This is a genomic window from Streptomyces sp. NPDC048277, from assembly GCF_040652235.1.
In the GTDB taxonomy this organism is placed as follows: domain Bacteria; phylum Actinomycetota; class Actinomycetes; order Streptomycetales; family Streptomycetaceae; genus Streptomyces.
Genome location: NZ_JBEZLQ010000004.1, coordinates 367,841 through 393,424 on the forward strand (window position 1 = coordinate 367,841; position 25,584 = coordinate 393,424).

General features: G+C 71.2%; 26 protein-coding genes, 7 tRNA genes and 1 pseudogene. 23 read left to right on the forward strand and 11 right to left on the reverse strand.

The genetic code is table 11. The annotated features are described in order from the left end of the window. Positions 1-5 precede the first annotated feature (5 nt). A complete protein-coding gene (cobA, locus tag AB0D85_RS11955; protein ID WP_362317483.1) occupies positions 6-1,238 on the forward strand; it encodes a uroporphyrinogen-III C-methyltransferase in 1,233 nt (410 codons plus the stop codon). A 98-nt stretch (positions 1,239-1,336) separates the two neighbouring features. After that, positions 1,337-2,155 carry an RNA methyltransferase gene (locus tag AB0D85_RS11960; protein WP_362317486.1) on the forward strand — a complete coding sequence of 273 codons (819 nt, stop codon included), beginning with the start codon at positions 1,337-1,339 and terminating at the stop codon, positions 2,153-2,155. 7 nt (positions 2,156-2,162) lie between these two features. Here AB0D85_RS11960 and AB0D85_RS11965 read toward each other — a convergent pair whose 3' ends face one another. Further along, positions 2,163-3,470 (reverse strand): protein kinase, encoded by a 1,308-nt coding sequence (locus tag AB0D85_RS11965; protein WP_362318005.1) that lies wholly within the window; start codon positions 3,468-3,470, stop codon positions 2,163-2,165. A gap of 196 nt (positions 3,471-3,666) precedes the next feature. Between AB0D85_RS11965 and AB0D85_RS11970 the strand changes: the two are divergent. Together AB0D85_RS11970 and AB0D85_RS11975 are read left to right on the forward strand one after the other, a co-directional pair. Beyond that, positions 3,667-3,974: pseudogene (locus AB0D85_RS11970) on the forward strand (hypothetical protein). A gap of 210 nt (positions 3,975-4,184) precedes the next feature. Further along, on the forward strand, positions 4,185-4,361 hold the full coding sequence (locus AB0D85_RS11975) for a hypothetical protein (protein ID WP_123978469.1): 177 nt from the start codon (positions 4,185-4,187) through the stop codon (positions 4,359-4,361). A gap of 147 nt (positions 4,362-4,508) precedes the next feature. On the opposite strand, the gene AB0D85_RS11980 is transcribed toward AB0D85_RS11975, so the two are convergent. Continuing rightward, positions 4,509-4,883: a hypothetical protein gene (locus AB0D85_RS11980; RefSeq protein WP_362317489.1), complete on the reverse strand. Its 375-nt coding sequence runs from the start codon at positions 4,881-4,883 to the stop codon at positions 4,509-4,511. Positions 4,884-5,580: 697 nt separating this feature from the next. Here AB0D85_RS11980 and AB0D85_RS11985 point away from each other — a divergent pair. Together AB0D85_RS11985 and AB0D85_RS11990 are read left to right on the forward strand one after the other, a co-directional pair. Continuing rightward, positions 5,581-6,498, forward strand: a complete 918-nt coding sequence (locus tag AB0D85_RS11985; protein WP_362317492.1) for a phosphotransferase — start codon at positions 5,581-5,583, stop codon at positions 6,496-6,498. Between the two features lie 142 nt (positions 6,499-6,640). Then, entirely contained in the window at positions 6,641-6,928 is a 288-nt protein-coding gene (locus AB0D85_RS11990; protein WP_362317495.1) for a zf-TFIIB domain-containing protein, read from the forward strand. Between the two features lie 54 nt (positions 6,929-6,982). Here AB0D85_RS11990 and AB0D85_RS11995 read toward each other — a convergent pair. The 5 genes from AB0D85_RS11995 to AB0D85_RS12015 all read right to left on the reverse strand — a co-directional run bounded on the left by AB0D85_RS11995 (position 6,983) and on the right by AB0D85_RS12015 (position 7,451). Continuing rightward, positions 6,983-7,054 (reverse strand) — tRNA-Val (locus AB0D85_RS11995). 34 nt (positions 7,055-7,088) lie between these two features. Continuing rightward, positions 7,089-7,160, reverse strand: a tRNA-Val gene (locus AB0D85_RS12000). A 34-nt stretch (positions 7,161-7,194) separates the two neighbouring features. Further along, positions 7,195-7,266 (reverse strand) — tRNA-Val (locus AB0D85_RS12005). Position 7,267: 1 nt separating this feature from the next. Then, positions 7,268-7,341, reverse strand: a tRNA-Cys gene (locus AB0D85_RS12010). Positions 7,342-7,378: 37 nt separating this feature from the next. Continuing rightward, positions 7,379-7,451: transfer RNA gene (locus tag AB0D85_RS12015), tRNA-Gly, on the reverse strand. Between the two features lie 178 nt (positions 7,452-7,629). On the opposite strand from AB0D85_RS12015, the gene AB0D85_RS12020 reads away from it, so the two are divergent. Genes AB0D85_RS12020 through AB0D85_RS12030 form a run of 3 tightly spaced genes read left to right on the forward strand, consistent with a single transcriptional unit; the run spans position 7,630 to position 10,371 of the window. Further along, positions 7,630-8,673 (forward strand): chorismate-binding protein, encoded by a 1,044-nt coding sequence (locus tag AB0D85_RS12020; protein ID WP_362317497.1) that lies wholly within the window; start codon positions 7,630-7,632, stop codon positions 8,671-8,673. Then, positions 8,670-9,491, forward strand: coding sequence for an aminodeoxychorismate lyase (locus tag AB0D85_RS12025; protein WP_362317500.1), 822 nt, complete (start codon positions 8,670-8,672; stop codon positions 9,489-9,491). The genes AB0D85_RS12020 and AB0D85_RS12025 overlap by 4 nt, the downstream gene beginning before the upstream one ends. A gap of 55 nt (positions 9,492-9,546) precedes the next feature. After that, positions 9,547-10,371, forward strand: a complete 825-nt coding sequence (locus AB0D85_RS12030) for a GNAT family N-acetyltransferase (protein ID WP_362317502.1) — start codon at positions 9,547-9,549, stop codon at positions 10,369-10,371. Between the two features lie 7 nt (positions 10,372-10,378). Here AB0D85_RS12030 and AB0D85_RS12035 read toward each other — a convergent pair whose 3' ends face one another. After that, on the reverse strand, positions 10,379-10,897 hold the full coding sequence (locus AB0D85_RS12035) for a DsbA family protein (RefSeq protein WP_362317504.1): 519 nt from the start codon (positions 10,895-10,897) through the stop codon (positions 10,379-10,381). A 240-nt stretch (positions 10,898-11,137) separates the two neighbouring features. Between AB0D85_RS12035 and AB0D85_RS12040 the strand changes: the two genes are divergently transcribed. Both AB0D85_RS12040 and AB0D85_RS12045 read left to right on the forward strand, forming a co-directional pair. After that, positions 11,138-11,584, forward strand: a complete 447-nt coding sequence (locus AB0D85_RS12040; RefSeq protein ID WP_362317506.1) for a hypothetical protein — start codon at positions 11,138-11,140, stop codon at positions 11,582-11,584. Between the two features lie 268 nt (positions 11,585-11,852). Continuing rightward, complete coding sequence (locus tag AB0D85_RS12045) at positions 11,853-12,005, forward strand: hypothetical protein (protein ID WP_234531635.1); 153 nt, start codon at positions 11,853-11,855, stop codon at positions 12,003-12,005. Positions 12,006-12,125: 120 nt separating this feature from the next. On the opposite strand, the gene AB0D85_RS12050 is transcribed toward AB0D85_RS12045, so the two are convergent. Together AB0D85_RS12050 and AB0D85_RS12055 are read right to left on the reverse strand one after the other, a co-directional pair. Then, positions 12,126-12,686, reverse strand: a complete 561-nt coding sequence (locus AB0D85_RS12050) for a CGNR zinc finger domain-containing protein (protein ID WP_362317510.1) — start codon at positions 12,684-12,686, stop codon at positions 12,126-12,128. A gap of 269 nt (positions 12,687-12,955) precedes the next feature. Then, entirely contained in the window at positions 12,956-13,369 is a 414-nt protein-coding gene (locus AB0D85_RS12055; protein ID WP_004002642.1) for an SsgA family sporulation/cell division regulator, read from the reverse strand. Positions 13,370-13,560: 191 nt separating this feature from the next. Between AB0D85_RS12055 and AB0D85_RS12060 the strand changes: the two genes are divergently transcribed. From AB0D85_RS12060 to AB0D85_RS12105, 10 genes are all read left to right on the forward strand, one after another. Next, positions 13,561-14,025 carry a TIGR02611 family protein gene (locus tag AB0D85_RS12060; protein WP_362317513.1) on the forward strand — a complete coding sequence of 155 codons (465 nt, stop codon included), beginning with the start codon at positions 13,561-13,563 and terminating at the stop codon, positions 14,023-14,025. A gap of 76 nt (positions 14,026-14,101) precedes the next feature. Beyond that, positions 14,102-14,173 (forward strand) — tRNA-Val (locus AB0D85_RS12065). An 884-nt stretch (positions 14,174-15,057) separates the two neighbouring features. Next, a complete protein-coding gene (locus AB0D85_RS12070; protein WP_362317516.1) occupies positions 15,058-16,344 on the forward strand; it encodes a substrate-binding domain-containing protein in 1,287 nt (428 codons plus the stop codon). Continuing rightward, positions 16,344-17,315 carry a sugar ABC transporter permease gene (locus AB0D85_RS12075; RefSeq protein ID WP_362317519.1) on the forward strand — a complete coding sequence of 324 codons (972 nt, stop codon included), beginning with the start codon at positions 16,344-16,346 and terminating at the stop codon, positions 17,313-17,315. The genes AB0D85_RS12070 and AB0D85_RS12075 overlap by 1 nt, the downstream gene beginning before the upstream one ends. Next, entirely contained in the window at positions 17,312-18,187 is an 876-nt protein-coding gene (locus tag AB0D85_RS12080; RefSeq protein ID WP_362317522.1) for a carbohydrate ABC transporter permease, read from the forward strand. The genes AB0D85_RS12075 and AB0D85_RS12080 overlap by 4 nt, the downstream gene beginning before the upstream one ends. Before the next feature lie 7 nt (positions 18,188-18,194). Further along, positions 18,195-18,776 carry a hypothetical protein gene (locus AB0D85_RS12085; protein WP_362317525.1) on the forward strand — a complete coding sequence of 194 codons (582 nt, stop codon included), beginning with the start codon at positions 18,195-18,197 and terminating at the stop codon, positions 18,774-18,776. A gap of 95 nt (positions 18,777-18,871) precedes the next feature. After that, positions 18,872-21,610 carry a Tat pathway signal sequence domain protein gene (locus AB0D85_RS12090; protein ID WP_362317528.1) on the forward strand — a complete coding sequence of 913 codons (2,739 nt, stop codon included), beginning with the start codon at positions 18,872-18,874 and terminating at the stop codon, positions 21,608-21,610. A 121-nt stretch (positions 21,611-21,731) separates the two neighbouring features. Then, positions 21,732-22,178 (forward strand): SRPBCC family protein, encoded by a 447-nt coding sequence (locus tag AB0D85_RS12095; protein ID WP_362317531.1) that lies wholly within the window; start codon positions 21,732-21,734, stop codon positions 22,176-22,178. 39 nt (positions 22,179-22,217) lie between these two features. Continuing rightward, positions 22,218-22,292: transfer RNA gene (locus AB0D85_RS12100), tRNA-Val, on the forward strand. A 141-nt stretch (positions 22,293-22,433) separates the two neighbouring features. After that, positions 22,434-22,838, forward strand: a complete 405-nt coding sequence (locus AB0D85_RS12105) for a nuclear transport factor 2 family protein (protein WP_362317534.1) — start codon at positions 22,434-22,436, stop codon at positions 22,836-22,838. On the opposite strand, the gene AB0D85_RS12110 is transcribed toward AB0D85_RS12105, so the two are convergent. Next, entirely contained in the window at positions 22,825-23,829 is a 1,005-nt protein-coding gene (locus AB0D85_RS12110) for a DJ-1/PfpI family protein (RefSeq protein ID WP_362317536.1), read from the reverse strand. The genes AB0D85_RS12105 and AB0D85_RS12110 overlap by 14 nt on opposite strands. A 352-nt stretch (positions 23,830-24,181) precedes the next feature. Here AB0D85_RS12110 and AB0D85_RS12115 point away from each other — a divergent pair, with 352 nt between their 5' ends. Continuing rightward, positions 24,182-25,237: a TDT family transporter gene (locus AB0D85_RS12115; protein ID WP_362317539.1), complete on the forward strand. Its 1,056-nt coding sequence runs from the start codon at positions 24,182-24,184 to the stop codon at positions 25,235-25,237. Positions 25,238-25,278: 41 nt separating this feature from the next. Continuing rightward, a complete protein-coding gene (locus AB0D85_RS12120) occupies positions 25,279-25,551 on the forward strand; it encodes a MarR family transcriptional regulator (RefSeq protein ID WP_362318008.1) in 273 nt (90 codons plus the stop codon). Positions 25,552-25,584: the final 33 nt, after the last annotated feature.

A 25,584-nucleotide genomic window follows, 5' to 3' on the forward strand; every position in this document is an offset into this window, starting at 1 on the left:
ACCTCATGGCCGAACACCCCGCCTACCCCGTAGGCCTCCGCCTCACCGGCCGCAAGGTGGTCGTCCTCGGCGCCGGCCAGGTGGCCCAGCGCCGCCTCCCCGCGCTCATCGCGGCAGGCGCCGGCATCACCGTCGTATCCCCTGAGGCGACCCCGTCGGTCGAAGCCATGGCAGACGCGGGTGAGATCACCTGGGAACGCAGGCCCTACGCCGACGGCGACCTCGCCGAAGCCTGGTACGCCCTCATCGCCACCAGCGACCCCGACGCCAACACCGCCGCCTCCGCCGAAGCGGAGCGCCACCGCGTCTGGTGCGTGCGCTCCGACGACGCCGACCAGGCCACCGCCTGGACCCCGGCGACCGGCCACAGCGAGGGCGTCACGGTCGCGGTCCTCACCACGGACGCGAGGGGCCGCGACCCGCGCCACACCGCCGCCATCCGGGACGCGGTCGTGGAGGGCCTGCGCGACGGCACCCTCGTCGCCCCGCACCACCGCACCCGCACCCCCGGCGTCGCGCTGGTCGGCGGCGGTCCCGGCGACCCCGACCTGATCACGGTCCGCGGCCGCCGCCTGCTCGCCGAGGCCGACGTCGTCATCGCCGACCGCCTCGGCCCCCGCGACCTCCTCGCCGAACTCCCGCCGCACGTCGAGGTGATCGACGCGGCGAAGATCCCGTACGGCCGCTACATGGCCCAGGAGGCCATCAACAACGCCCTGATCGAGCATGCGAAACAGGGCAAGTCGGTCGTACGGCTCAAGGGCGGCGACCCCTATGTCTTCGGCCGGGGCATGGAGGAGGTCCAGGCGCTCGCCGAGGCCGGGATCCCCTGCACGGTCGTCCCCGGTATCTCCAGCTCGATCTCCGTGCCGTCCGCCGCCGGTATCCCGGTCACCCACCGGGGCGTGGCGCACGAGTTCACGGTGGTCAGCGGCCACGTGGCCCCCGACGACGAGCGTTCGCTGGCCGACTGGCCGTCCCTCGCGAAGCTCACCGGAACCCTCGTCGTCCTCATGGGCGTCGACAAGATCGGGAAGATCGCCGAGACCCTGGTCGCGCACGGCAAGTCCCCGGACACGCCCGTCGCGCTGGTCCAGGAGGGCACGACGGCCGCGCAGCGCCGCGTCGACGCGACCCTCGCCACCGTGGCGGAGGTCGTCCGCGCGGAGGAAGTGAAGCCCCCGGCGGTCATCGTCATCGGCGAGGTCGTGAACGTCGGCCCGCGGACGGTTGCCTGAAAGGGCACGCCTGCCTGAAAGGGCACTGACGTAACCCCGGGTAACACAACCCGTTCCAGACCATTGGCACCCCACCCAGGACAAGGCAGTATCACCCTGTGGCCGATCTCATCACCGTTGAGGATCCCGACGACCCGCGCCTCCGTGACTACACGGGCCTGACCGACGTCGAGTTGCGCCGCAAGCGCGAACCGGCCGAGGGCCTGTTCATCGCCGAGGGCGAGAAGGTCATCCGCAGGGCGAAGGACGCGGGCTACGAGATGCGTTCGATGCTGCTGTCCGCCAAATGGGTCGACGTCATGCGCGATGTCATCGACGAGCTCCCGGCCCCCGTGTACGCGGTCAGCCCGGAGCTCGCCGAGAAGGTCACCGGCTACCACGTGCACCGCGGCGCGCTCGCCTCCATGCAGCGCAAACCGCTGCCGACGGCGACCGAACTGCTGCGCACCGCCCGCCGGGTGGTCGTCATGGAGTCGGTCAACGACCACACCAACATCGGCGCGATCTTCCGCTCGGCGGCGGCCCTCGGCATGGACGCGATCCTGCTGTCCCCCGACTGCGCCGACCCGCTCTACCGCCGCAGCGTGAAGGTCTCGATGGGCGCGGTCTTCTCCGTGCCGTACGCCCGTCTCGACACCTGGCCCAAGGGGCTCGACTCGGTCCGCGAGGCCGGGTTCACGCTGCTCGCCCTCACCCCGGACGAGAAGGCCCGCAGTCTCGACGAGGCCGCCCCGCACCGGATGGACCGGGTCGCCCTGATGCTCGGCGCGGAGGGCGACGGCCTCTCCACGCAGGCCCTGGTCGCCGCCGACGAATGGGTCCGGATCCCGATGTCCCACGGCGTCGACTCCCTCAACGTGGGCGCGGCGGCCGCGGTCGCCTTCTACGCGGTGACCGCGGGCCGCCCCGAGGCGTAGGACCTCGCTACTCCCGGAGGGCCACGGCCTTCGCCGACGGTACGACACCTCCGGGCACGCCCAGCCCGTGCGCCGGGCCGGAACAGCCCTGGGCCAGCGCGATCCCCAGGGCCACCAGCAGGGTCACCACGACGAACACGAACAGCCGCTGCCGCAGCAGCCGCGGATTGGCCGGCCGCCGCCCGGTGCCGGTGGGGCGTGGCGCCGGACGCCCGGTACCACTGCGCGGCGCGGGCCGGCCACCGGTACCGGGGCGGGTGCCGTTGCCGCGGGGGGCGGGCGTGGGACGCGTGCCGCCCGGCCGTGACGGCACACCGCCGTTGACGCGCGGGCCGCTGCCGCCCCGCGAGGGGGCGTTCCCCCGCACCGGCGTCCCCTGCGTCCGCCGCTGGGTGCGCTGCTGCTCGGGGTAGGTCTCGGTGAGCCGCCCGGTGGGCCGGTCCGCCTCCGCGGCCCGCGGCGCCGGCGGCCGTACGTCGGCCAGGCCCTGCGCCTCACGCGCGGCGATCTCCTTCAGCCGGAGCGAGAGCTGCAGCGTGCTCGGCCGTTCCTCCGGGTCCTTCGCCAGACAGGCCCGCACCAGCGGCGCGAGCGCGTCCGGTACGCCGTCCAGGTGCGGCTCCTCGTGGACCACGCGGTAGAGCATCACCTCGGAACTGCCGTGCCCGAAGGGCGAGTCACCGGTCGAGGCGTAGGCGAGGGTCGCGCCGAGCGAGAACACGTCCGTGGCCGGGCTGACGGCCGCCCCGCGCACCTGCTCGGGCGCCAGGAACCCGGGGGAGCCGACCGCCGTACCGACGTGGGTGAGCGTGGAGGCCCCGGTGGCCCAGGCGATGCCGAAGTCGATGATCCGCGGCCCCTTCGGGGACAGCAGGATGTTGGACGGCTTGAGATCCCGGTGGACGACCCCGGCCTCGTGCACGGCGACCAGGCCCTCGGACAGCGCCGCCCCGACCGACGCCGCCTCGGCCGCGCCCAGCGGCCCTTCGTCGGCGACCTTGTCGTGCAGCGAGGGTCCGGGCACGTACTGGGTGGCGAACCACGGCCGTTCGGCGTCCAGATCCGCCGCGACCAGCCTTGCCGTGCAACCGCCCCTGATCCGCCGGGCCGCCGAGACCTCACGGGCGAAACGCGACCGGAACTCCTGGTCCTCCGCCAGATCGGGCCGGATCACCTTCAGCGCGACCCGCTGCCCCTTCTTGTCGGAGCCGAGGTAGACCACGCCCATCCCACCGGCGCCGAGTCTTCTGTGAAGCCTGAACGAGCCGACGACGCGCGGGTCCTCGCGCCTCAGGCGCATCATCGCCATGTTCATCCCCGCTGCCCGGTCCGTTTGACGTGGCACAGCTTACGTTTACCGGGCCGCCCGTGCGCAGAGGCCGCGCCCTCTCGGTCCGATGGATTGTCAGTGCCGGGTGCGAGACTTGAGGAGTGGTCAGGAAGGCGCCGGAATCGGTGCCTTTGAGCACCCGAATGCTCCAACAAGCCGTCACAGAAGGGGGATTGAAGCTGTGAAGGGTGACCGCGTGGAGATAGTCGTCGACGCCGGCGACACGACCCGCACCTACGAGGTGGTGGCGAGCAGGGCGGGCCGCCGGGTGGAGACGGCGGTACGGCGAGGGGTGGTGGAAGTGAGCGAAGTCACGCGGTGGGGGTCCCCCCACGCCCTTTAGGCAGTGGGGGAGGTTCGGTCGTCCGTACGGCCCGCTTCATGGCGACCCGGGTCCTGGCCCTCGTCGAGCAGCCGGTGCCCCGCGAGGACAGCTCGGAAAAACCGGGAAGGACCGGGCACCCCCTCCGGGAAGACCCCGAGAGGTAGGAGAAGGCGTAGGACCCGGTCTCCACCCAGGGGAGTAGACCGCAGGTCATGGCTCATCCTCCGGGAGGCCCGCGAATCGGTACGAGGGCATGACGCCCGCCAGGGCCCGCGCGCCTAGATTTGAGGTCAAGCGGCGGGTGCAGCACTCGTCCCCCGAGGTCAGACACCCGCCGCTGCCAACGACAAATGAGAACGGTCAGGAGAGGGACCATGGCCCTTACGGCACAGCGGACACACACCACCCGCCCCCGCCGGCAGGGCCGTCGCCACCCGCTGGTGGCGACGCTCATGGCCCTTCCCCTGGCGGTCCTGCTCCTCGTCGTCTTCGACGGCTGGGAGACAGTGGCCACACAGGCGTCGTCCGTGGGAGTGATGCTGGGGCGCTGAGCGGCGACCCCAGGCCCGGAAGAGCGGTCCGGGCGGGGACATCCACCCATGAAACCCCGTGGGGACGGGGGTGCGGCGGACGGCACAAATGCCGGCGCAGCTGGGGAGCTGCGCCGGCATTGCTTTTTTGCTCAGACCGAAGCGCGCTTACGACGTCACGTTGTCGTAGGCGCAGTCGACCAGTGCGTCGCCCTCCTCGTAGACGTGGCCGTAGAAGAGGCAGACGTAGAAATCGATCGACTCCCCTTCAGGGAACAGGTCGGCCGTGACGCTCGGGCACTTGCCGTTGTCCAAGGAGTCTTTGACGTAGAAGTACGAGTCGTCTCCGAAGGCCATCGCGATGACGCCCATCCCGTCGTCCGCGTTGTCGCAGACGGCTATCTCCTCATCGGTCGCGGACCCGCCGGGATCGGTCCACCACTTCCCGCTGCCGGCGCCGTTCGTGGTGTCCATCCACGGGCTGTCGGCCTGTGCGGTGGAGACGGAGCCGAACGCTGTGGCGGCGGCTATGGCGGCGATCACGGACGTTCTTCGAATCCAACGCTTGACCTTGTGCACAACGCCTCCCCTTACCGTTGCCTGCCCTGCCTCACGGCTTCCGGGCCTTCGTCTCACGATGAGACAGCGCGGATCCGACGGGGGAGGACCGGATGTGCCAGCGGGGGGCGCTACGCGCCATCGAGCCGTGGTGGCCCCCGGCGAAGCGCGTGAGCACGGTCCGGTCGTCGGGCTCGCTCGCCGCGCAGGCGTACTCGTCCGCCGGTCCGGACTGCCGTCATCCTCGATTCGATCACGCCGTACAGGGGGTCCGGGTGACCGCGGCTTCTGCACGGGGCGCCGTGCCCGGGCCGTTGGCCCCCGGCTTCCGGTTCCCGGCCTCTCGGCTTCCGGTCCTCGGCTTCCGGTTCCCGGCCTCTCGGCTTCCGGTCCTCGGCTTCCGGTCCCCGGCCTCTCGGCTTCCGGCCCCCGGCTTCCGGTCCCCGGCCTCTCGGCTCGCGGTCCCCGGCCTCTCGGCTCCCGGCCTCTCGGCTTCCGGTCCCCGGCTTCCGGTTCCCGGCCTCTCGGCTCCCGGTCCCCGGTCCCCGGCCTCCCTCGGTCCCCGGTCCCCCGGTCCCCCGGTCCGCGGGCCTCCCGGTTCCCGGCCCCCCGGCCAACGCGGACCGCGGCCAAGCTCACCGACGTACGCTCGGCGCAGCGCACCGCACACCCCGGGGGACCCTTGACGACCGCTGACGTACTGCCCCAGTTGACCGCCAAGGTCACAGCCGCCGCCCACCCGCAGTCGGCGTCCCCCTGCGTCTGCGGCACCACCACCCTCGCCGACCGTCCCGACACCACGGTCCTCCGCCACGCGGCCACCGTCGCCAAGGCCCACGCCCCCGGTACCGACCCCACCGCACTGGCCCTCCGGCTGGACACCGCGGCCGACCTCCCCGAGGTCTTCCTCGCGCCCCTCGGCCCGGCCACCCTCGTCGGCTCCCGGCCGGTCACCTTCTGGCCTTACGGCCGACCCGTGGACCCCGACGACCCCGCCGCCGCTCCCTGGGAAGCCGCCGCCGCCCTCCTCGCCCGCCTCCACCGCACCCCACCCGCGCCCGCCACACCCCCGATGCGGGGCCCCGCCAAGGCCGCCCACGCGATGGCCCGCCTCCGCGGGACACTCGCGGCCGAGGGCCCGCACCCCGCCGCCCCGCCCGTCCTCCGCGCCTGGTCCGCCCTGCCCGCCTGGGCCCGCGCCGAGGCCCCGATGCCCGGCACGCCCACCCTCTGTCACGGCGACCTGCACCTCGGCCAGCTGGTCCGGCATCCCGCGCCGGACGGCGCCTGGCGGCTCATCGACGTCGACGATCTCGGCGTCGGCGTCCCCGCCTGGGACCTCGCCCGCCCCGCCTCCTGGTTCGCCTGCGGCCTCCTCCCGCCCGACGAGTGGACCCGCTTCCTCACCGCCTACCGCGCGGCCGGCGGCCCGGCCGTACCGGAGGACGGCGACCCCTGGCCCGCCCTGGACGTCCCGGCCCGCGCCCTCACCGTCCAGACCGCCGCGCGCTACCTCGCGAAGGCGCTCGCGGCGGACCGCCCCCTGGACGAGGTCGAGCAGTCCCTGATCGACACTTGTGCCCGGATGGCCCCGGAATGATCCTGTAGCGCTCTCGAAGGACCTCGGCTCACGCCCGGTTGGGGCGCGCGTTCCCGAAGTAGGGTGCAACCGACCGGGGTCGGACGGAGTCTGTCCTGGGGAAACGCGAAGCAGTATCGACCGGCGAGGAGTTGAGCCGACCATGCATTGTCCGAAGTGCCATGCGCCGATGCACACCTACAACCGCAGTGGCGTCCAGATCGAGCAGTGCAGCGGCTGCCGGGGCATCTTCCTCGACTACGGCGAGCTGGAGGCGCTGACCCAGATGGAGGCCCAGTGGGCGAAGCCCGTCCCGCCGGCCCCGCAGGCGTACCCGGCCCCGCCCGCGCCGGCCTGGGGTGCCCCGCACCACGGCGGTCACCACGGCGGGCACGGCCACCACGGCGGTCACCACAACAAGGGCTGGGCCCACATGCTCTTCTCCAGCTGAGCGGCGCACGAAGAAGCCCCGGCCGTTCGAGACGGCCGGGGCTTCTTCAGCGTGTGGACGATACTGGGATTGAACCAGTGACCTCTTCCGTGTCAGGGAAGCGCTCTCCCGCTGAGCTAATCGTCCTCGGGACCGCGATCCGAAGATCACGGGCAATGCGTGCGCGATACTGGGATTGAACCAGTGACCTCTTCCGTGTCAGGGAAGCGCTCTCCCGCTGAGCTAATCGCGCGGGGCAGATCCGGGGCCTTCCGGCCAAGATCCAGTGGACGATACTGGGATTGAACCAGTGACCTCTTCCGTGTCAGGGAAGCGCTCTCCCGCTGAGCTAATCGTCCTTGGAGGTGGAGACGGGATTTGAACCCGTGTAGACGGCTTTGCAGGCCGTTGCCTCGCCTCTCGGCCACTCCACCAGGAGTGTAGGGGATCGGGAAGACCCCTGTTCCTGCGAGCGGACGACGAGGCTCGAACTCGCGACCTCAACCTTGGCAAGGTTGCGCTCTACCAACTGAGCTACGTCCGCTTGTCGTTTCGGTCCGCTCTCGCGTCCCGGCGACGTGTTGAACTCTAGCGGATTCCCCGGCCAGCACAAAAACGCGTTTGCGCAGCGTGCTGCGCCTGACCCGGCGGACGACGTGGTCAGGGCCCCCTCGGCGACATGCCCGGGTCATCCCCAGGACACCCGCCATAGACTCGACGACGTGCTCCGTCTCCCTCCTCTCGCCCGCTTCGGCGGCCGTGTCGCCACCGGTCTCCTGGATGTCACCAGCGATCCCGCGGCTCTCGACTCCACCGGTTTCTGGGCCGTCTGCGCGGACTTCGAGGGGCGGCTGACCTGCGCCCGCTTCGGCGACGTACGGGAGGAGCCGGTGCCCGCGCCGGTGCCGGGGGAGTGGCACGGCCCGGCCGCCGGTGACTGGACGTCGTCCCTCGACCGCGCCGCGTACACGGCGGGCGTGGAGCGGATCCGCACGTACATCGCGGCCGGCGAGGTGTACCAGGCCAACCTCTGCCGTGTGCTGTCCGCGCCGGTCGCCCCGGACGCCGACGTGGACGCCCTGACCGCGCTACTGGCCCGAGGCAACCCGGCGCCGTATGCCGGAACGATTCGCCTGCCCGGGCACGGCGTGGAGATAGCCACCGCCTCGCCCGAGCTGTTCCTGCGCCGGACGGGACGGACCGTCGAGAGCGGTCCCATCAAGGGCACCGGCCGCACCGAGGCGGACCTCCTGGAGAAGGACTACGCCGAGAACGTGATGATCGTGGACCTGGTCCGCAACGACATCGGGCGCGTCTGCGCCACCGGCACGGTGACCGTCCCCGACCTGTGCGCCGTGGAGAAGCACCCGGGGCTCGTCCACCTGGTCTCCACGGTCCGCGGTGAGCTCCGCGCGGACGCCGGCTGGCCCGAGCTGCTCGCCGCCGCCTTCCCGCCCGGCTCGGTCACCGGCGCGCCGAAGTCCAGCGCGCTGCGGATCATCGAGGCCCTGGAAAGCGCGCCGCGCGGTCCGTACTGCGGCGGCGTCGGCTGGGTCGACGCGGACCGGGGTGTCGGCGAGCTGGCGGTCGGGATCCGTACCTTCTGGATCGACCGGGACGCGGGCGTCCTGCGGTTCGGGACCGGGGCCGGGATCACCTGGGGTTCCGACCCGGAGGGTGAATGGCGGGAGACCGAGCTGAAGGCGGCCCGGCTGCTCGCGGTAGCGTCGGGCACGTACGACGTGAACGAAGGGGGTCTCAGGTGAGGATCTGGCTGGACGGCGGGCTGCAGGACGCCGAGTCCGCGCGCGTCTCCGTCTTCGACCACGGGCTGACCGTGGGGGACGGCATCTTCGAGACGGTGAAGGCGGCCGACGGCAGGCCCTTCGCGCTCACCCGGCATCTCGACCGGCTGACCCGCTCGGCGCGGGGCCTCGGCCTGCCCGACCCCGACCACGACGAGGTGCGCCGGGCCTGCGAGGCGGTCCTCGCGGCCAACCCGATGCCGCTGGGCCGGCTGCGCATCACCTACACCGGCGGCCACGGCCCCCTCGGCTCCGACCGCGGCGAACACGGCCCCACCCTGGTCGTCGCCCTCGGCGAGACCAGCCGCCGTGCCGACTCCACCGCCGTGATCACGGTCCCCTGGACCCGCAACGAGCGGGGCGCTGTCACCGGCCTGAAGACGACGTCGTACGCCGAGAACGTCGTCGCCCTGGCCCGGGCCCGCGAACACGGCGCCTCCGAGGCCCTGTTCGCCAACACCGTCGGGCAGCTCTGCGAGGGCACCGGGTCCAATGTCTTCGTCGTCCTCGACGGCGAGATCCACACCCCGCCGGTCGCCTCCGGCTGCCTGGCCGGCATCACCCGCGCCCTGACCGTCGAGTGGACCGGCGCCAAGGAGACCGACCTGCCCCTAGATGTCCTGGAGCGGGCCGACGAGGTCTTCCTCACCTCCACCCTGCGCGACGTCCAGGCCGTGCACCGGGTCGACGACCGTGAACTCCCCGGCGCCCCGGGCCCGGTGACGGCCAAGGCGATGCGGATCTTCGACGAGCGGTCGGGCGAGGACCTGGACCCGTAGGGGGCGCGGGGAAATTGGGCTGCTGTGCGGCCTCTCCCCGGGTAGAACTCCTCTGATGACCACGACCCTGCGGCCCACCGAGCCGCTCCAGCGAGGTGCGGACGGGGCGCTGTCCCGCCGCTTCCAGGTGTGCGTGAACAGCAGACCCGTCGGCACCCTCCACCTCGGCACCTCGCCGAGTCTCGGCGCCCGGGTGGCCCGCATCAACGATCTGCGCGTCGAGGAGCCGGACCGCCGCCGGGGCCGGGGCACGGTGGCCGCGCTCGCCGCGGAGGAGGTGGCGCGCGGCTGGGGCTGCCGGCAGATCGAGGTGTACGTGCCCGCCGCCGCGGAGCCGGCGCTCCGTCTCGCCGAGGCACTCGGCTACGTCCTGCGCAACCGGGGCATGTCGAAGCGGCTCGGCGACACCCCGCCCGGCCTGCCGGCGGGCAGCCGGGGCCGTGGCATGACCGAGGCCGAGTACGAGGCGTGGCTCGCGTACGAGACCGATCACTACGCGCGCGGGTGGATCGGCCTGGGCGTGCCCGAGGCCGAGGCGTACGAGAACTCCAGGATCGGCCACGAGAAGCTGCTGCCGCGGGGACTCGCCACGGAGGGCATGCGGTTCAGCGTCCTCGAACACGAAGGCACACGTGTCGGCACCCTGTGGGTGGCCTTCCGGGAGGACCAGGCCTGGGTGTACGACGTCGAGACCGACGCCGCCCACCGCGGGCACGGGCACGGCCGCACGCTCATGCTGCTGGCGGAGAACCAGGTGATCGCCGTCGGCGGACACGTCCTCGGCCTCAACGTCTTCGCCGGCAACACCCCGGCCGAGCGGCTCTACGCATCGCTCGGCTACGCCACCGTGACGTCCACCCTGTACAAGGATCTGATCTGAGGTCCGGTCAGCCCTGCTCGGCCAGCAGCCGGTCCGCGATCTCCGCCACACGCTCGCGCAGCCCCTCCTGGCTCTTGCCGCCGTCGAGGCGCTCGCCGCCGATGACATAGGTCGGGGTGCCGGTCACGCCGATGGCCTTGCCCTCGGCCTGGTCGGCGTCGACGATCAGGATGTGCCGGCCGTCGACCAGCGCGGTGTCGAACTCCTCGGCGTCCAGGCCCAGTTCACGGGCCACCTCGACCAGGAAGGGCTCGCCCGCGCGGTCCAGTTCCTCGACCCGGCCGAGCACCGCCTCCACGTACTCCCAGCCCTTCCCCTGCTCCAGCGCCTCCTCGGCGGCCTGCGCGGCGGCGAAGGCGTGCTTGTGCTTCTCCAGCGGGAAGTGCCGCAGCCGCAGCTCCAGCCGGTCGCCGTACCGGGCGCGCAGGGCACGGAGGTCGTCCAGGGCGCTGCGGCAGTCGGGGCACTGGAGTTCGCACCAGACGTCGAGGACCGGGGCGTCGGCGCGCGCGGGGGAGTCGTTCATGGCGGCCAGTCTTCCAGGCCGGGCTCCGTCGACCCAATCGGGACGGCGGGCGGTGACCGGTGGCCGGGTGGCTGCGTCGCTCGTCCCTGGGGTGGAGACGACCCGGAGAGGACCCCGAGATGCCCCTGATTGTCGGGCTGAGGCATGGATCGTGCGGGCCTGGCGGTGCACGATGGAAGGGGCGCAGCGCATGCGCGCCTGTCGCCCCGCCCGCCCGACCGCGCCCGCCAGGAGGACCGGATGATCGCCGAGACAGTCTGCTCCGCCGTGTCCGCGGCCGGCCTGGGCATCGCCGTGGTCACCGCTTACCGCAAGCGCTATCTGGCAGCGGCCCGGATCGCCGCCTACTCACTCGTGCCCGTCGGCCTGGTCATGACGGGAGTGGTGGGCTGGCTCGCCGACACCGCGTTCAGCCCCACCGCCTGGGCGGGCTTCGGCGTGCTCGGCGCGGCCTGGGCGCTGTTCGCCACCACCCGAGCCGTGGAGCGCCGGCGCGGCGGCACCCGTGCCGAGCGCAAGGCGGCCGCCCGCAGTGCGCGCAACGACGCGGTCGCCCCGACCGCCTCGGCACCGTCGCTGGGCCCCGCCACCCGCCCGGCGACCCGCCCCGCGGCGGCGCCCCGGAGCACCGGCTCGGGCGACGACTTCAGCGATATCGAGGCCATCCTCAAGAAGCACGGAATATGACACTCCGCGGCGGTCGGCACGGCGCGGGAGCGGCACGGGGGACGGCGTTCCCGCCGCACCCGGCCCGGCACTGGTCAGCCCGGTCACGGGCACATGCATATGACAGTCACATGAAGCATTGAAACGACACAGTGCGTCCGCGGCGCGCACGGAAGCGTTCAGGGGGTGACCGGAAGCGAACCGGACATCACGGAATTCGGCGAACTCCCGCCCATTCCGGGTGTGTTGATCGCGCAGAGGGTGCTCGCTGGGTCATCATCGCCGCGAGATGCTGGACACGAAACAGAGCGAGGCCGCGCCGTCGAAGGACGAGCCCCGCGGGTGCCTCTTCGCCCTTTCCCAGCCACCGCTGATGATCTTCCTAGCGGTGATCGGGTGTCTGCTCCTCATGGCTGCGCTGCACGACCTGCTGTGGCTATGAGCCGTACCCGCCCGTCCCGGCGCCACCCGCCGGGAGGGGCGTCGGCATCGACCCGTCTTCCGCGTTCCCCCGCGGGTTCCCGTGCGCGGGGCTCCCGCCTCTCGGGCATCGGCCCGGGGGTCAGCCCGCGGCCTCCTTGCGGCGTGCCCGGTACGCGGCGACATGCAGACGGTTTCCGCAGGTCCGGCTGTCGCAGTAGCGGCGCGAGCGGTTGCGCGAGAGGTCGACGAAGGCGCGTCGGCAGTCCGGGGCCTCACAACGCCGCAGCCGCTCCTGCTCCCCGGCGACGACGAAGAACGCGAGCGCCATCCCGCCGTCGGCGGCGAGGTGGTCGGCCACCGAGGCGCCGGGCGCGAAGTAGTGCACATGCCAGTCGTAGCCGTCGTGGTCGGTGAGCCGGGGGGTGGTGCCCGCGGCCGCGACCAGTTCGTTGATCATCCCCGCGGCGGCCCGGGCGTCCGGGCTGGCGAAGACTCCCGAGAACCGTCCGCGGATCTTGCGCACCGCCGACAGATCGAACTCCGACAGCACGCCCACATCGCTGATGTCGTGCGTTCGTACGAAATTCTGGAGGGCCGCGACATCGGACAGTCCGTCCAGCGCTGTGTCGTCCTCCGGCGCGGTGTTCACCAGATCCACCACGATGTCGAGGGAACGCCGGGTGTCGTGGGTGATCAGCACGTTTCGCTCCCTGGCCTGGGGGTCGGGCGGGCGCCCGCCGATGGTGGCCGATGGTAGCGACATCCGGGCGCGCCGTACCGTGCCCCGCCCCACTCGTGGCTGTCCTGTAGAACGATCACCGCCCGGCGAAGGTTCCCGCCGGCGCAGGGCACGCCGACGCCGCCCCGTGACCGATCACGGTGGCGGCGCCGATGCTGCCGTATGCGGTTGTCTAGGCCCGAGCCGTCTCCCCGAGTGGACGGCGCCGGGCGGCTTGCAGGGGCCGCGCCCTAGCTCTCCGCCAGAATGTGCGAGAGCTCCTGGTCGAGATCGAAGTGCCGGTGTTCCGTGCCGGGCGGCACGGCGGCGTCAGTTCGCTTCAGGAAGGACTCCAGGGCCCGCGCGGGGGCTTCTAGCAGCGCTTCCCCTTCCGGGGAGCTCAGGGCGATGCACACGACGCCCTGTCCGTGACTGCGGGACGGCCAGACGCGGACGTCTCCGGTGCCGGTGGGGCGGTGCAGTCCCTCGGCGAGGAGGTCGCGGGCGAACACCCACTCGACGGTTTCCTCGGCTCCGGTGTGGAAGGTGGCGTGCACGGCGTAGGGGTCGGCCGTGTCGTACCGCAGGCCTGCGGGGACAGGCAGGGAGGACTCGCTCGACACAACGAGGCGCAGGTGCAGCTCGCAGCTGACCGTGGTGTTCATAAGCGCCAGGGCCTTTCGCTCAGTGTGCGCTCGGGGATTCGCACGTCGGCGAAATCGACATGCCACCTACGGTGCCGTTGTAAACCCCTCTGCGTGTTTTGCGTGTCTTTACGTAACTCTTCCGGCCGAGAACCACTACGAGAGCTACGTCCATTCCGGTGACCGGAATCGCTCGGGTAGGGTTTGGTCGTATGAATACGGGGAGTAACGAACCGGGCGAGGTTGCCGTGGCCTCGGACGGGAGCGAGGTGGACGGGACGACGACGGACGGGGCACGCGACGAGCGGGGGCTCGGATCGCGGGCGCCCGGGTTCATCAAGGCGCGCCGGGCACTGCACCTGAGCTGGCAGGTCGGGGTTTTCGTGGTCGGCCTGGCGGTGGTGGTCGTGGGCATCGTCCTGCTGCCGTTGCCCGGGCCGGGCTGGGTGGTCATCTTCGGCGGCATGGCGATCTGGGCGACCGAGTTCGTCTGGGCCCAGCTGGTGCTCCGCTGGACGAAACGCAAGGTCACGGAGGCGGCACAGAAGGCACTCGACCCGAAGGTGCGCCGCCGCAACATCACGCTGACGACGATCGGCCTGGTGGTCGTGGCCGGTCTGGTCGGGGTCTACCTCTCCAAGTTCGGCATAGTGATGCCCTGGAAGATCGAGGAGTGACCCGGGCGCGTGCCATGGGCCCCCGGCGACTGGTCGGGGGCACCCCCTGACATGGGGTAATGTTCTTCCTGCGTCCGGGCGATTAGCTCAGTGGGAGAGCGCTTCGTTCACACCGAAGAGGTCACTGGTTCGAACCCAGTATCGCCCACCCGGAACTGCGGCCCACCTGCGAGAAGGCAGGTGGGCCGCAGTCGTTGAGGGGCCCGGGCGGACGGTCGGCGAGGGCAATGCGCCGGCTGCCTCGTGCGGTGCGCGCGTCGGGCCCGGCGAAGGCTGTTTCGGGCCGACGGCCGCCGTAGATGCGGCGGAGGGCGTGGGGCGGCCTGAGGGGTGCGGTACGGCTCGTCGGCAGTGTGCCGGAGTCTGGGCGGCCGGGTCGGTTCTGCGGGCTCGTCCGTCGAGGCGGGGGCGAACACGCTCGGTACCTGGCCCGTCGCTGCCTGCCCCGGAGTACGCCCTGCACACTGAGGGTCGGCGGCTCCGCGTGAGCCCACCTCGCCCCCCGACGCGCATTCCGGACAGCCCGGCCGACCTCGGATCACTCGCCGAAGCCGACCGACCCGTGACCGGTCCGCCGGGGCCGCGACACGCGTCCTGTGCGTGGTCCGATCCCGACAGGCCGGTCTCCGGCGGCCCGGCCGTATGGGTGGGCCCTGCTCCACCGGGGTGATCCCGGGGCGCGTGATCGCGGCGGCCCGAACGGCCCGGGACGCCGCAAGCGGGCAAGCCGCCTGTCCGGCGATCGAGTTGAGCCGCCCGCGTTGCGTGTCTTCCGGTGAGCGGCCGCCAATTCGCGCTCCCCGGCAAGCCACTTCACGTTCGGCCACCCGACCGTGCGCCCCTCACCTGCGGCGTCACCCACCCCGAGGCCGCCACGCTCTCGTTGCTCCGCTCCGCTCCGCGGCCCCGCTCACAAGAAATTCCTGTCCGAATCATTGACGCCTCACCGGGCCCTCCGTAACTTGTGCCAGCAAGCGCTTACTTGAAACGATTCATGCAGCCAGCGGCGACGCGGCGGGGAGGGGCCCGACTGTGGGAACCAGCAGGAATGTGGAGAGGCGGACCATCCTGAAGGCGGCCGGTGCCTCGGCGGCCGTGCTCGGGCTGGGGGCGACGACGGCGTGCGGCGGTGACAGCGGCTCCGGGAACGGAACGGTGACGATCCGTTACTCGTGGTGGGGTGCCGAGGAGCGTGCGCAGAAGATCAACCAGACCATCTCCCTCTTCGAGAAGAAGTACCCGAAGATCAAGGTCAAGACCGACTTCCAGACGTATCAATCGTTCTGGGAGAAGTTCCAGACCCAGGCCGCCGGTGGAAATCCGCCGGACGTTTTCCAAAATGCCGTCACCTTTCTTCGGAAGTACGACAAGCGAGGAATTCTTCTCGACCTCAAGTCGCAGGTTCAGGCGGGCAATCTGAGCCTGGATCACTTCCGGGCCGGAGTGACGAAGGTCGGCGAGGTCGACGGCAAGCAGCTGGGAATTCCCGTCGGTTCCAACACCATGGCGCTGGTCATCGACAAGAAGGTCTTCGAGAAGGCCGGCGTCGAGCCGCACACGGGCTGGACCTGGGACGACTACTTCAAGGCCCTGAAGACCATCCATGACAAGACGAAGGTGCCGGGGGACACCGGCTACTTCGCGATCATGTACCTCTACGACCTCTACCTCCGCCAGAACGGCAAGGCGTTCTACACGTCGGACGGGCTCGGCTTCGACAAGGCCGACCTGACGGAGTGGTGGACCGACGGCTACAACCGCGTCAAGGCCGGCATCGTCACCGACCCGAAGGTCGTGGCGCAGGATCAGCCCAAGTCCTCCCTCTCCGCCGGACACGGCGCCTCGGAGTTCACCTGGGACAACTTCACGGTCCGCTACTCCTCCGAGGGCAGCAGCACCTACGGCCTCGCCCCGATCCCGACCATGGACGGCAAGCACACCGGCCAGTACCTCGCCTCGCTGATGCTCAGCGCCTCCGCCCGCACGGCCCACCCCAAGGAGGTCGCGCAGTTCATCGACTTCATGGTCCACGACCCTGAGGTCGGCAAGATCATGGGCTACGACCGGGGCATCCTGGCGAGCACCGAGCAGTACGCGGCGTTCAAGCCGACCGACCCGGTGAACAAGGAGATCGCGCAGTACGAAAACGACACCGCCAAGGCCGGTGTCCTCGGCACGATCACCCCGCACCCCTCCGGGGCCGACACCATCGAGGCCGCCTTCCTGCGCATCGGTGGTGACCTCGGACAGGGCAAGACGAAGGTCGCGGACGCGGTGAAGCAGTTCTTCACCGAGTCCGAGGCCGCCTTCCAGGCCTGATGGGACATGCCGTGACGCTCGTCAAGGACTCGCTGCCCACCGCCCGAAAGACGCGCTCGGCCGCCTCCGCCACCGCGGGGCGGCCGGGCCGCCGGCGTGAGAACCTCGCCGGCTACCTGTTCATGTCCCCCTGGATCGCGGGCTTCCTGCTGCTGACCGCGGGCCCGATGGTCGCCTCGCTGTACTTCGCGTTCACCGACTACAACCTCTTCAACACCCCGAAGTGGGTCGGGTTCGACAACTTCACCAAGATGTTCGACGACCCCCGCTGGCAGAAGTCGGTGGAGGTGACCGCGAAGTACGTGGTCATCGGCACCCCGCTGAAGCTGCTGCTCGCCCTCGGGGTGGCGATGCTCCTCGCCCAGAGCCGTCGCGGCCAGGCCTTCTACCGGGCCGCCTTCTACGCCCCCTCGCTGATCGGCGCGAGCGTCTCGGTCGGTTTCGTCTGGCGGTCCCTGTTCTCCGACGGCGCGATCGTGGACCGTACCCAGTCCTTCTTCGGCTGGCACGTCGGCGGCTGGGTCGGCAACGCCGACTGGGTGCTGTACAGCCTGGTCGCGCTGACGGTGTGGCAGTTCGGCGCGCCCATGGTCATCTTCCTGGCGGGCCTGAAGCAGGTACCGAAGGAGCTGTACGAGGCCGCCGAGATGGACGGCGCGGGACCCTTCCGGAAGTTCTGGAACATCACCCTGCCGATGATTTCCCCGGTGCTGTTCTTCAACGTGCTCCTGGAGACCATCCACTCCTTCCAGATCTTCGCCTCGGCGTACGTCGTCTCCAACACCTACTGCGGCCCGGCCGACGCCACGCTCGTCTACACCTGCTACCTCTACCAGCGAGGCTTCCAGAACGCGCAGATGGGCTTCGCCTCCGCCATGGCCTGGATGCTGCTGCTGGCGGTGGCCCTGGTGACGGCCGTTCTCTTCTGGTCCCAGAAGAAGTGGGTGTACTACGAGGAGGGCGCCCGATGAGCGCGATCACCACCAAGGTCACGGAGACGGTGGGCCGCAGGCGGGCCGGGTCCCTCGCCTGGCACCTCGGCGCCCTGCTGATCCTGGCCGTCATCCTCTACCCGGTCGTCTGGGTGATCGGCGCCTCGTTCAAGCCGAGCAAGGACATCATCAACAGCCTCCAGCTGTTCCCGTCCCACCCGATCGTGTCCAACTTCAAGGGCCTCGCCGACGGCATAGCGGACATCAGCATCTGGACCTTCTTCCAGAACTCCCTCTTCTACGCCGGCGGAGCCGTCGTCGGGGTGCTGATCTCCTGCTCGCTCACCGCCTACGCCTTCGCCCGTATCCGGTTTGCGGGCCGCAACCTGCTCTTCTCCCTGATGATCGGCACGCTCCTGCTGCCGTACCACGTGCTGCTGATCCCGCAGTACGTGATGTTCCAGAAACTGGGCTGGATCAACACCTACGCCCCGCTGCTGATCGGCAAGTACCTCGCCACCGAGGCCTTCTTCGTCTTCCTGATGGTGCAGTTCATGCGCAACCTGCCCCGGGAACTGGACGAGGCGGCCCGGCTCGACGGCTGCGGGCACTTCCGCATCTACTGGTCGATCGTGCTGCCGCTGTGCCGGCCCGCCCTCATCACCAGCGCGATCTTCACCTTCATCAACGCCTGGAACGACTTCATGGGCCCGCTGATCTACCTCAACGAGCCCGGCAAGTACACCGTCTCCCTAGGGCTGATGATGTTCCGCGACTCCGACGGCGTGGCCGCCAACTACGGCGGGATGATCGCCATGTCCCTGGTCGCGCTGCTGCCCGTGCTGCTGTTCTTCCTCGCCTTCCAGCGCTATCTGATCGACGGAATGGCGACCTCCGGACTGAAGGGCTGATGACGTCGTGGCCGACGTGCGCACCAAGCCGTCCGTCTTCACGGAGAAGTTCGGCGTCTTCGCCGAGTGTCTGCTCACCGGGGTGTGGATCGCCGTCGCCTCGCTGGGCGTGGTGACCTACCCGGCCGCCTTCGCCGCCGGTGCCCGGCATCTGCGCCGCCGTACCGGCCATGTGGCCGGCGGCTGGCGGGAGTTCGTCGCGGACTTCCGGGTCGCGGTGCGCGGCGGCTGGGCCGTCGGGCTCGCCGGCTGGGGCGCGGTCGCGGTCGCCTGGGTGGACGTCCGGGCCGTGCGCGCCGGGCTGCCGGGCGGGCCGCTCGTCGGGGCCGTCGGATTGTTCGCGGTGATCGGTCTCGCGGTCGCGGGTCTCCGCGCGGCGGCCGTCTGGGCGCCCGGCGACCGCTGGCGCACCCTGCTCGCGGCGGCGGGCCGCCGTACCGTCCTCGACCCCGGCGGGTCCTTCCTGCTCGTCGGGGGAGCGGTCCTCGTGGTCTGCTCCGCCCTGCTCATCGCGCCGCTGGCGGTGCCCGTGCTGGGCGCCGTCGCGGCGGCGGCCGTCGCCGTGGAGGAGCGCCGGCGCCGCCGCTGACCAGCCTTCCATCAGGGGCGGTGCCACCGGCGCCGTACCTCTCTCTGTCATGCCCCTGACCACCCTGCACCCGCACGGAAAGGAAAGGCGGAAACATGTCTCCCATCCCCCGTAGGTCCCTTCTCAAGGCGGCCGCCGTCGCCGGCGCCGCCGCCCAGTTCAGCTGGGCGCTGGGGACGAAGGACGCCCAGGCCGCGCCCAGAGCCGGGGCCGCCGACGCGGACCCGGTGACCCTGGACTGGCTGGAGGACGGCGGCCTCGGTGCCGCGCCCGGCTCGACCGCCGGTGTGCCCTGGCCGATGGGCACGTTCCAGGAGGACCAGACCTTCGCGCTGACGGACGCCGACGGCAAGGACGTGCCCGTCCAGTCCTGGCCGATCGCCTACTGGCCGGACGGCTCCCTCAAGTGGACCGCCCACGCGGTGAGTTCGGGCAGCGGCAAGCTCACGCTCGCGGCGGGCGACGCGGCCGCGCCCGGCAAGAAGGTCACCGTCTCCACGGGCGGCGGGACCATCGACGTCTCCACCGGAGTGATCGCCGCGAAGATCGGCAAGAACGGCTCGACGCTGATCAAGTCCGTCACCCGGGGCTCCACCGAGATCGCCAGGAACGGCCGGCTGGTCCTCATCCGCCAGCCCGAGGTCGAGGACGAGGACCAGGGCACGGTCAAGACCGAGCGATTCGACGGCGCCATCGACTCCGTCACCGTCGAACAGGACGGCCCGGTCCGCGCGGTCGTCCGTATCGACGGCAAGCACCGCAAGGGAAGCCGCAGTTGGCTGCCGTTCTCGATCCGCCTCTACTTCTACGCGGGCGCCGACTCCTTCCGCATGGTCCACACGATCACGTACGACGGTACGCAGGAGCCGGGCAAGGCGAGCGGCGACTTCATCCGCGGGCTCGGCGTCCGCTTCACCGTGCCGATGCGCGACGAGGCGTACGACCGGCACATCCGCATCGGCGGCGAGGGAACAGGCCTGCTGCGGGAGGCCGTTCAGGGCATCACCGGCCTGCGCCGCGACCCGGGCGCGGCCGTCCAGGCGGCCCAGTACGCCGGCCAGAAGCTGCCCGACCCGGCCACCTGGGACCAGCGGGTCACCACCCGCCTCCAGTACATCCCGCACTGGGGCGACTACACCCTCGCCCAGCTCTCCGCCGACGGCTTCACCCTGCGCAAGCGCACGAAGAAGGGGTACGGCTGGATCGCGGCCGGCGGCGGGAAGCGGGCCTCCGGGTTCGGTTACGTCGGCGGGGCGAGCGGCGGACTCTCCTTCGGGCTGCGGGACTTCTGGGAGAAGTTCCCGGCCCAGCTCGACATCCGCGACGCGCACACCGACGCGGCCGAGGTCACCCTCTGGCTCTGGTCGCCCGAGGCCCAGCCGATGGACCTGCGCTTCTACCACGACGGCATGGGCCAGGACACCTACGCCGAACAGCTCGAAGGCCTCAACATCACCTACGAGGACTACGAGCCCGAGTTCGGCACCCCCTACGGCATCGCCCGCACCTCGGAGCTGTTGTTCTGGGCCAACGAGACGACACCGACCCCGGAGGTGCTCGCCGACCAGGTCGACGCGGTCCGGGTGCTCCCGCAACTCACCGCCCCGCCCCAGCAGTTGATCAAGGCCAAGGTCTTCGGCCCGGGCCTGTTCTCCGAGCCCGACCGCTCCACCGCCGCCAAGGCGAAGATCGAGGACCACCTCGACTTCCTCTTCACCTACTACAAGGACCAGGTGGAGCAACGCCGTTGGTACGGCTTCTGGGACTACGGCGACTTCATGCACACCTACGACACCGTGCGCCACCAGTGGCGGTACGACGTCGGCGGCTACGCCTGGGACAACTCCGAGCTCTCGCCGGACCTCTGGCTCTGGTACGCGTACCTGAGAAGCGGGCGCTCCGACATCTTCCGGTTCGCCGAGGCGCTGACCCGGCACACCGGCGAGGTCGACGTCTACCACATCGGCCAGTGGGCGGGCCTCGGCACCCGGCACGGCGTGCAGCACTTCGCGGACAGCGCCAAGCAGCAGCGCATCTCCAACACCACCTACCGGCGCTTCTACTACTTCCTCACCGCCGACGAACGCGTCGGCGACCTCATGGCCGCCAACGTCGACTCCGACGAGACCTTCCTCGTCCTCGACCCGCTGCGCAAGGTCCGCACCGACCCCTACACCCCCGACCGGCACGCCCTCTCCATCGGCTTCGGCACCGACTGGAGCGGCCTGGTCTCGGCCTGGCTCACCGAGAGGGAACGCAAGGGCCCCAAGTGGGAGAAGGCCAAGGCCCGCGTCCTGTCGACGATGGAGGGCATCGCCGCCCAGCCCAACGGGTTCGTCCAGGGCAGCGGCCTGTACGACCTCGACACCGGCAAGTTCGCCACCGCGGCCACCCCGGTCGTCTCGGTCTCCCACCTCTCCGCGGTCTTCGGCCTCAACGAACTCTGCGCCGAACTCATCTACCTGGTCGACATGCCGAAGTTCAACGAGGTCTACTTCGACTACTGCCGCTACTTCAACGCCACCAAGGCCGAACAGGCGGCACGCTACGGCACCAACTTCGGCACCCTGCTGCTCTTCCAGGGCCACTCGCGCCTCGACGCGTACGCCGCCGTACAGACCGGCGACGCCACGCTCGCCACGCGCGCGTGGACGAAGTTCTACAGCTCCGACGGCTATATGGAGTCCTCGCCCTGGAAGACCGAGCCGCTGTCCGGCCCGGTCACCCTCGTCGCGGGCAGCGAGGCGAGCTGGGTGTCCTCCAACGACACCGCGCTGTACGGGCTCGCCGCCATCGAGAACCTCGCCCTGCTGGGCGACAAGATGCCCTCCTAGCAGGTGGGCGGGGGAGCGCCGTCGCACGGGCGGCGGCGCTCGCATCCCCGAGTGTGGTTCAGGTCACTTCGTACGGCATGAGTACGCGTACTCAGATGCGGCGCACGGGCAGACTCCGCCCATGGACTGGACCCACTACCGCTTCCTCAGCCTGTGGCCGCTGCCCCACGGAACCACGGCCGTCTACCGGGCCCTCGAACGGGTCGAGGAGTACCCGGACTGGTGGCCCCAGGTGCGTTCGGTGAGCCGCCTGAACGACACCACCGGCGTCATCACCATCCGCTCGGTCCTGCCGTACGACATGACCTTCACCGCGCGCGAGACCCGGAGCGATCCGGCGGCCGGCGTGCTGGAGGTCGCGATGACCGGCGACATCGAGGGCTGGGCCCGCTGGACGGTCACCGCCGACGGCACCGGCACACTCGCCCGCTACGAGCAGGTCGTGGACGTCAACAAGCCGCTGCTGCGGCGACTGGCCGTCCCCGGACGGCCGTTCTTCCGCGTCAACCACCGGCTGATGATGCGGGCGGGGCGGCGCGGACTGCTCGGGCACCTGCAAGCGGTTTGAACGAAACGCGCCGGTCCCTGTATTGTTCACTGCGTTCCCGGGCGATTAGCTCAGTGGGAGAGCGCTTCGTTCACACCGAAGAGGTCACTGGTTCGAACCCAGTATCGCCCACCACCGGGAAGGCCGGTCCGCCTGTGCGGACCGGCCTTTTGCGTGCACGGCCGAATGGTGGACGCGACGCCCTGCGCGCGCCTGCCTGCGGGGCGGCGGCGGCCGGTGGTCCCTAGGCTGTCCCCGCCACGGAAGGGCGGTGCCATGGACAGTGAGTCCCGGATCAGGGCCGCGATCGAGGAGCACTGGCGGGCGTCGGAACGCGGGGACATCGAAGCCGAGCACGCCGTGTACGCCGTGGACGCGATCCTGGACTACCCGCAGTCGGGCGAGCGTTTCCGGGGGCGCGAGGCGATCGCGGCGCAACGCGGCGGGCACCCGGCCGACCGGCACTTCACCGTCCAGCGGATCACCGGCCACGCCAACGTCTGGGTGAGTGAATGCGTCATCACCTACGACGGTGTGCCGTCGTACTCGGTGAGCGTCATGGAGTTCACCGGCCGGCACGTGGCGCACGAGACGCAGTACTTCGCCGGCCCGTTCGACCCACCGGCGTGGCGGGCCGCGCTCGCGGAGCCGATGCCGGGACGGACCGTCACGGGAACCTGACGTCGGCCGCGGTGTCCGTGGTGCGGAAGCGCGCCCGATAGGCCCCCGGCGTGATGCCGAGGTTGCGCGTGAAGGCCCGGCGCAGCGACTCCGGTGAGCCGAAGCCGGTGCGCCGGGCCACCGTGGCCATGGGGTCGTCGCCGCCTTCCAGCATCGCCTGTGCGGCTTCCATACGGACCTGCTCGACATAGCGGGCCGGGGTCGTGGTCATCTCGTCGTGGAACAGGCGCGTCATATGACGGGTGCTCACACCCGCCCGGCGCGCCATGGTCGCGAGAGTGTGCGGGGCGGACGGATCTTCGGCGACCGCGTCCAGGACCCTGCGCAGCATCTCCTGTCTCGCGCGCGGGGCGTGCGTGCGGACACTGAACTGGGACTGGCCGCCCGGCCGCTGCATGAACACGACCATGTCCTTGGCCACGGCCCGGGCGACGTCGGCGCCGAGCTGCTCCTCGACCAGGGCCAGCGACAGATCGATGCCCGAGCTGACGCCCGCGGAGGTCATGATGTGGCCGTCCCGCACGAACAGGGCGTCCGCCTCCACGGTCACCCGCGGATACCGCAGGGCGAGCTGGTCGGCGAAGCGCCAGTGCGTGGTCGCCCTGCGTCCGTCGAGCAGCCCGGCCGCGGCGAGGAGGAAGGCGCCGGTACAGATGGACGCGGTACGGCGGCTGTGCGCGTCGAGTGTCCTCACGGCGTCCAGCAGGGCGTCGTCCTTGACGAGGGACGGCCACTCGGGTCCGCCGGGTATGACGGCCACGTCGCTGCCCTCCGTCAGCTGCGCCGCGGCCAGGCCGACGCTCAGTCCGGTGCCGGCCGCGGTGACCACGTCGGCGCCGTCCGGGGAGACCGTGCGCACGCGGTAACACCCGCCGAATTCGTTGGCCGACGCGAACACCTCGATCGGGCCGGTGACGTCGAGCAGGCGTACGCCGGGGAAGACCAGCACGGTCACCAGCAGCGGTTTCCTGCCTGACTGCGTGTCCCGCATCGTGCGCCTCCTGGCCGGACGGACCCGCCCGATCCTACCCTTTATGAGTTTGATTATCGAACCCACTCGGTGCCCGGCGCCTCGATGTCCTGGTGTGAGGGAGTCATGGCGCGAGCTGCTCTGTGGCGGGATGCGTGCTCCGCCATAGCTTCGGAAGCGGCAACGGGCCGACGGTCCCGGCTGCGCCCCGTGAGCTGCCGGGTGCGGACCGGCCGGTCGGCCGACCACCGCCGCCGGTCCCGGGCGGTGACGCATCCGACACGAGACAGAGAAGGCACTCCACGCCGTGGCACCCCACTCCAGTACCGGCCGGGCGGTCCCGTCCCAGGCCGGCCCCGCTCCGAGACGTTCCGTGCATGCCCGTGACCGGCCGCGGGGGCCGCTCGCCCCCGGCTGGTTCGCGGCCGTCATGGGCACGGGGATCGTCGCCGCTGCGGCGGCCACCCTGCCGCGCGGCTTCCCCGGGCTCGACGCGGCCGCCACGGTGGTCTGGGCGGGGGCCGCGCTGCTGCTGATCGTGCTGACCGCCCGTTACCTCGGGCAGCGGACGCTGCGCGCGCATGCCGTCGATCCGGTGACGGCCCAGTTCTTCGGGGCACCGCCGATGGCACTGCTCACCGTCGGGGCGGGCACGCTGCTGCTCGGCCGGCGGCTGATCGGGGAGCGTGCGGCGCTGGATGCGGACTGGGCGCTGTGGTCCGTCGGTACGGTGCTGGGTCTCGCCGCTGCCTGCACGGTTCCGTATCTGATGGTCACCAGGCACCGGTACACGCCCGACGCGGCGTTCGGCGGCTGGCTGCTGCCGGTGGTGCCGCCGATGGTCTCCGCCGCCACGGGCGCGCTGCTCGTCCCGCGGGCGTCGGCCGGGCAGCCGCGCCTGGCCATGCTGCTGGGCTGCTACGCGATGCTCGGGCTCGGGCTGGTCGCGGTCCTGCTGGTGCTGGCCATCGTGTACAGCCGCCTGGTGCATCACGACGTGCCCGGCGGCGCGGTGGTGCCCACGGTGTGGATCGGCGTGGGGGCGCTGGACCAGGCGGTGACGGCGCTGGGCGCGCTGGCCACGGCGGCGCCGAGCGCGCTGCCCGCCCCGTATGCGCGCGGGAGTGCGGTCGCGGCGCTCCTGTGCGGGCTGGGGCTGTGGGGCTTCGCCCTGCTGTGGCTGGTGCTCGCCACGGCGCTGACCGTGCGGGAGATCCGCCGGGGGCTGCCGTTCGCGCCCACCTGGTGGTCCTTCATCTTCCCCCTCGGCGCCGCCGTCACCGGCACGAGTGCCCTCGCCGCCCGTACCGGCTCACAGCTGTTCGTATGGAGCGCCGTCGTCCTGTACGCGCTGCTCGTCACCGCCTGGGCGGTGGTCGCCTGGCACTCCCTGCGTCACGTCGCCGGCCGGCCGGAGGGGCCGGGGTGAGAAGGACATGATCGACCGCGATCCGTCGGACACCGCACGGTCTGTCGCTCCACGACCACCTCGTCCTCGGTGCCCTCGCCGAGGCCCGGGGCCGGCCGGTGCCCGTGGCCCGGCTGACGGAGTTCCTCCGGGAGTCGGGGAACCGGATGTCCGCCCTCCTGAAGAGGCTGCAGGCGGCCGGACTGATCGAACGCGAGCGCCGCGCCGGAGACCGCAGGACGGTCGAGGTCACCCTGACCGACGCGGGACGCGCCAGGTTCGCCGACGCCGAGAGGACCGCGCACGCGCGGCTGCGCCGGCATCTCGTGCCGTGACCGGACGCCGTGACCGGGCGGAGAGGCGGGGCG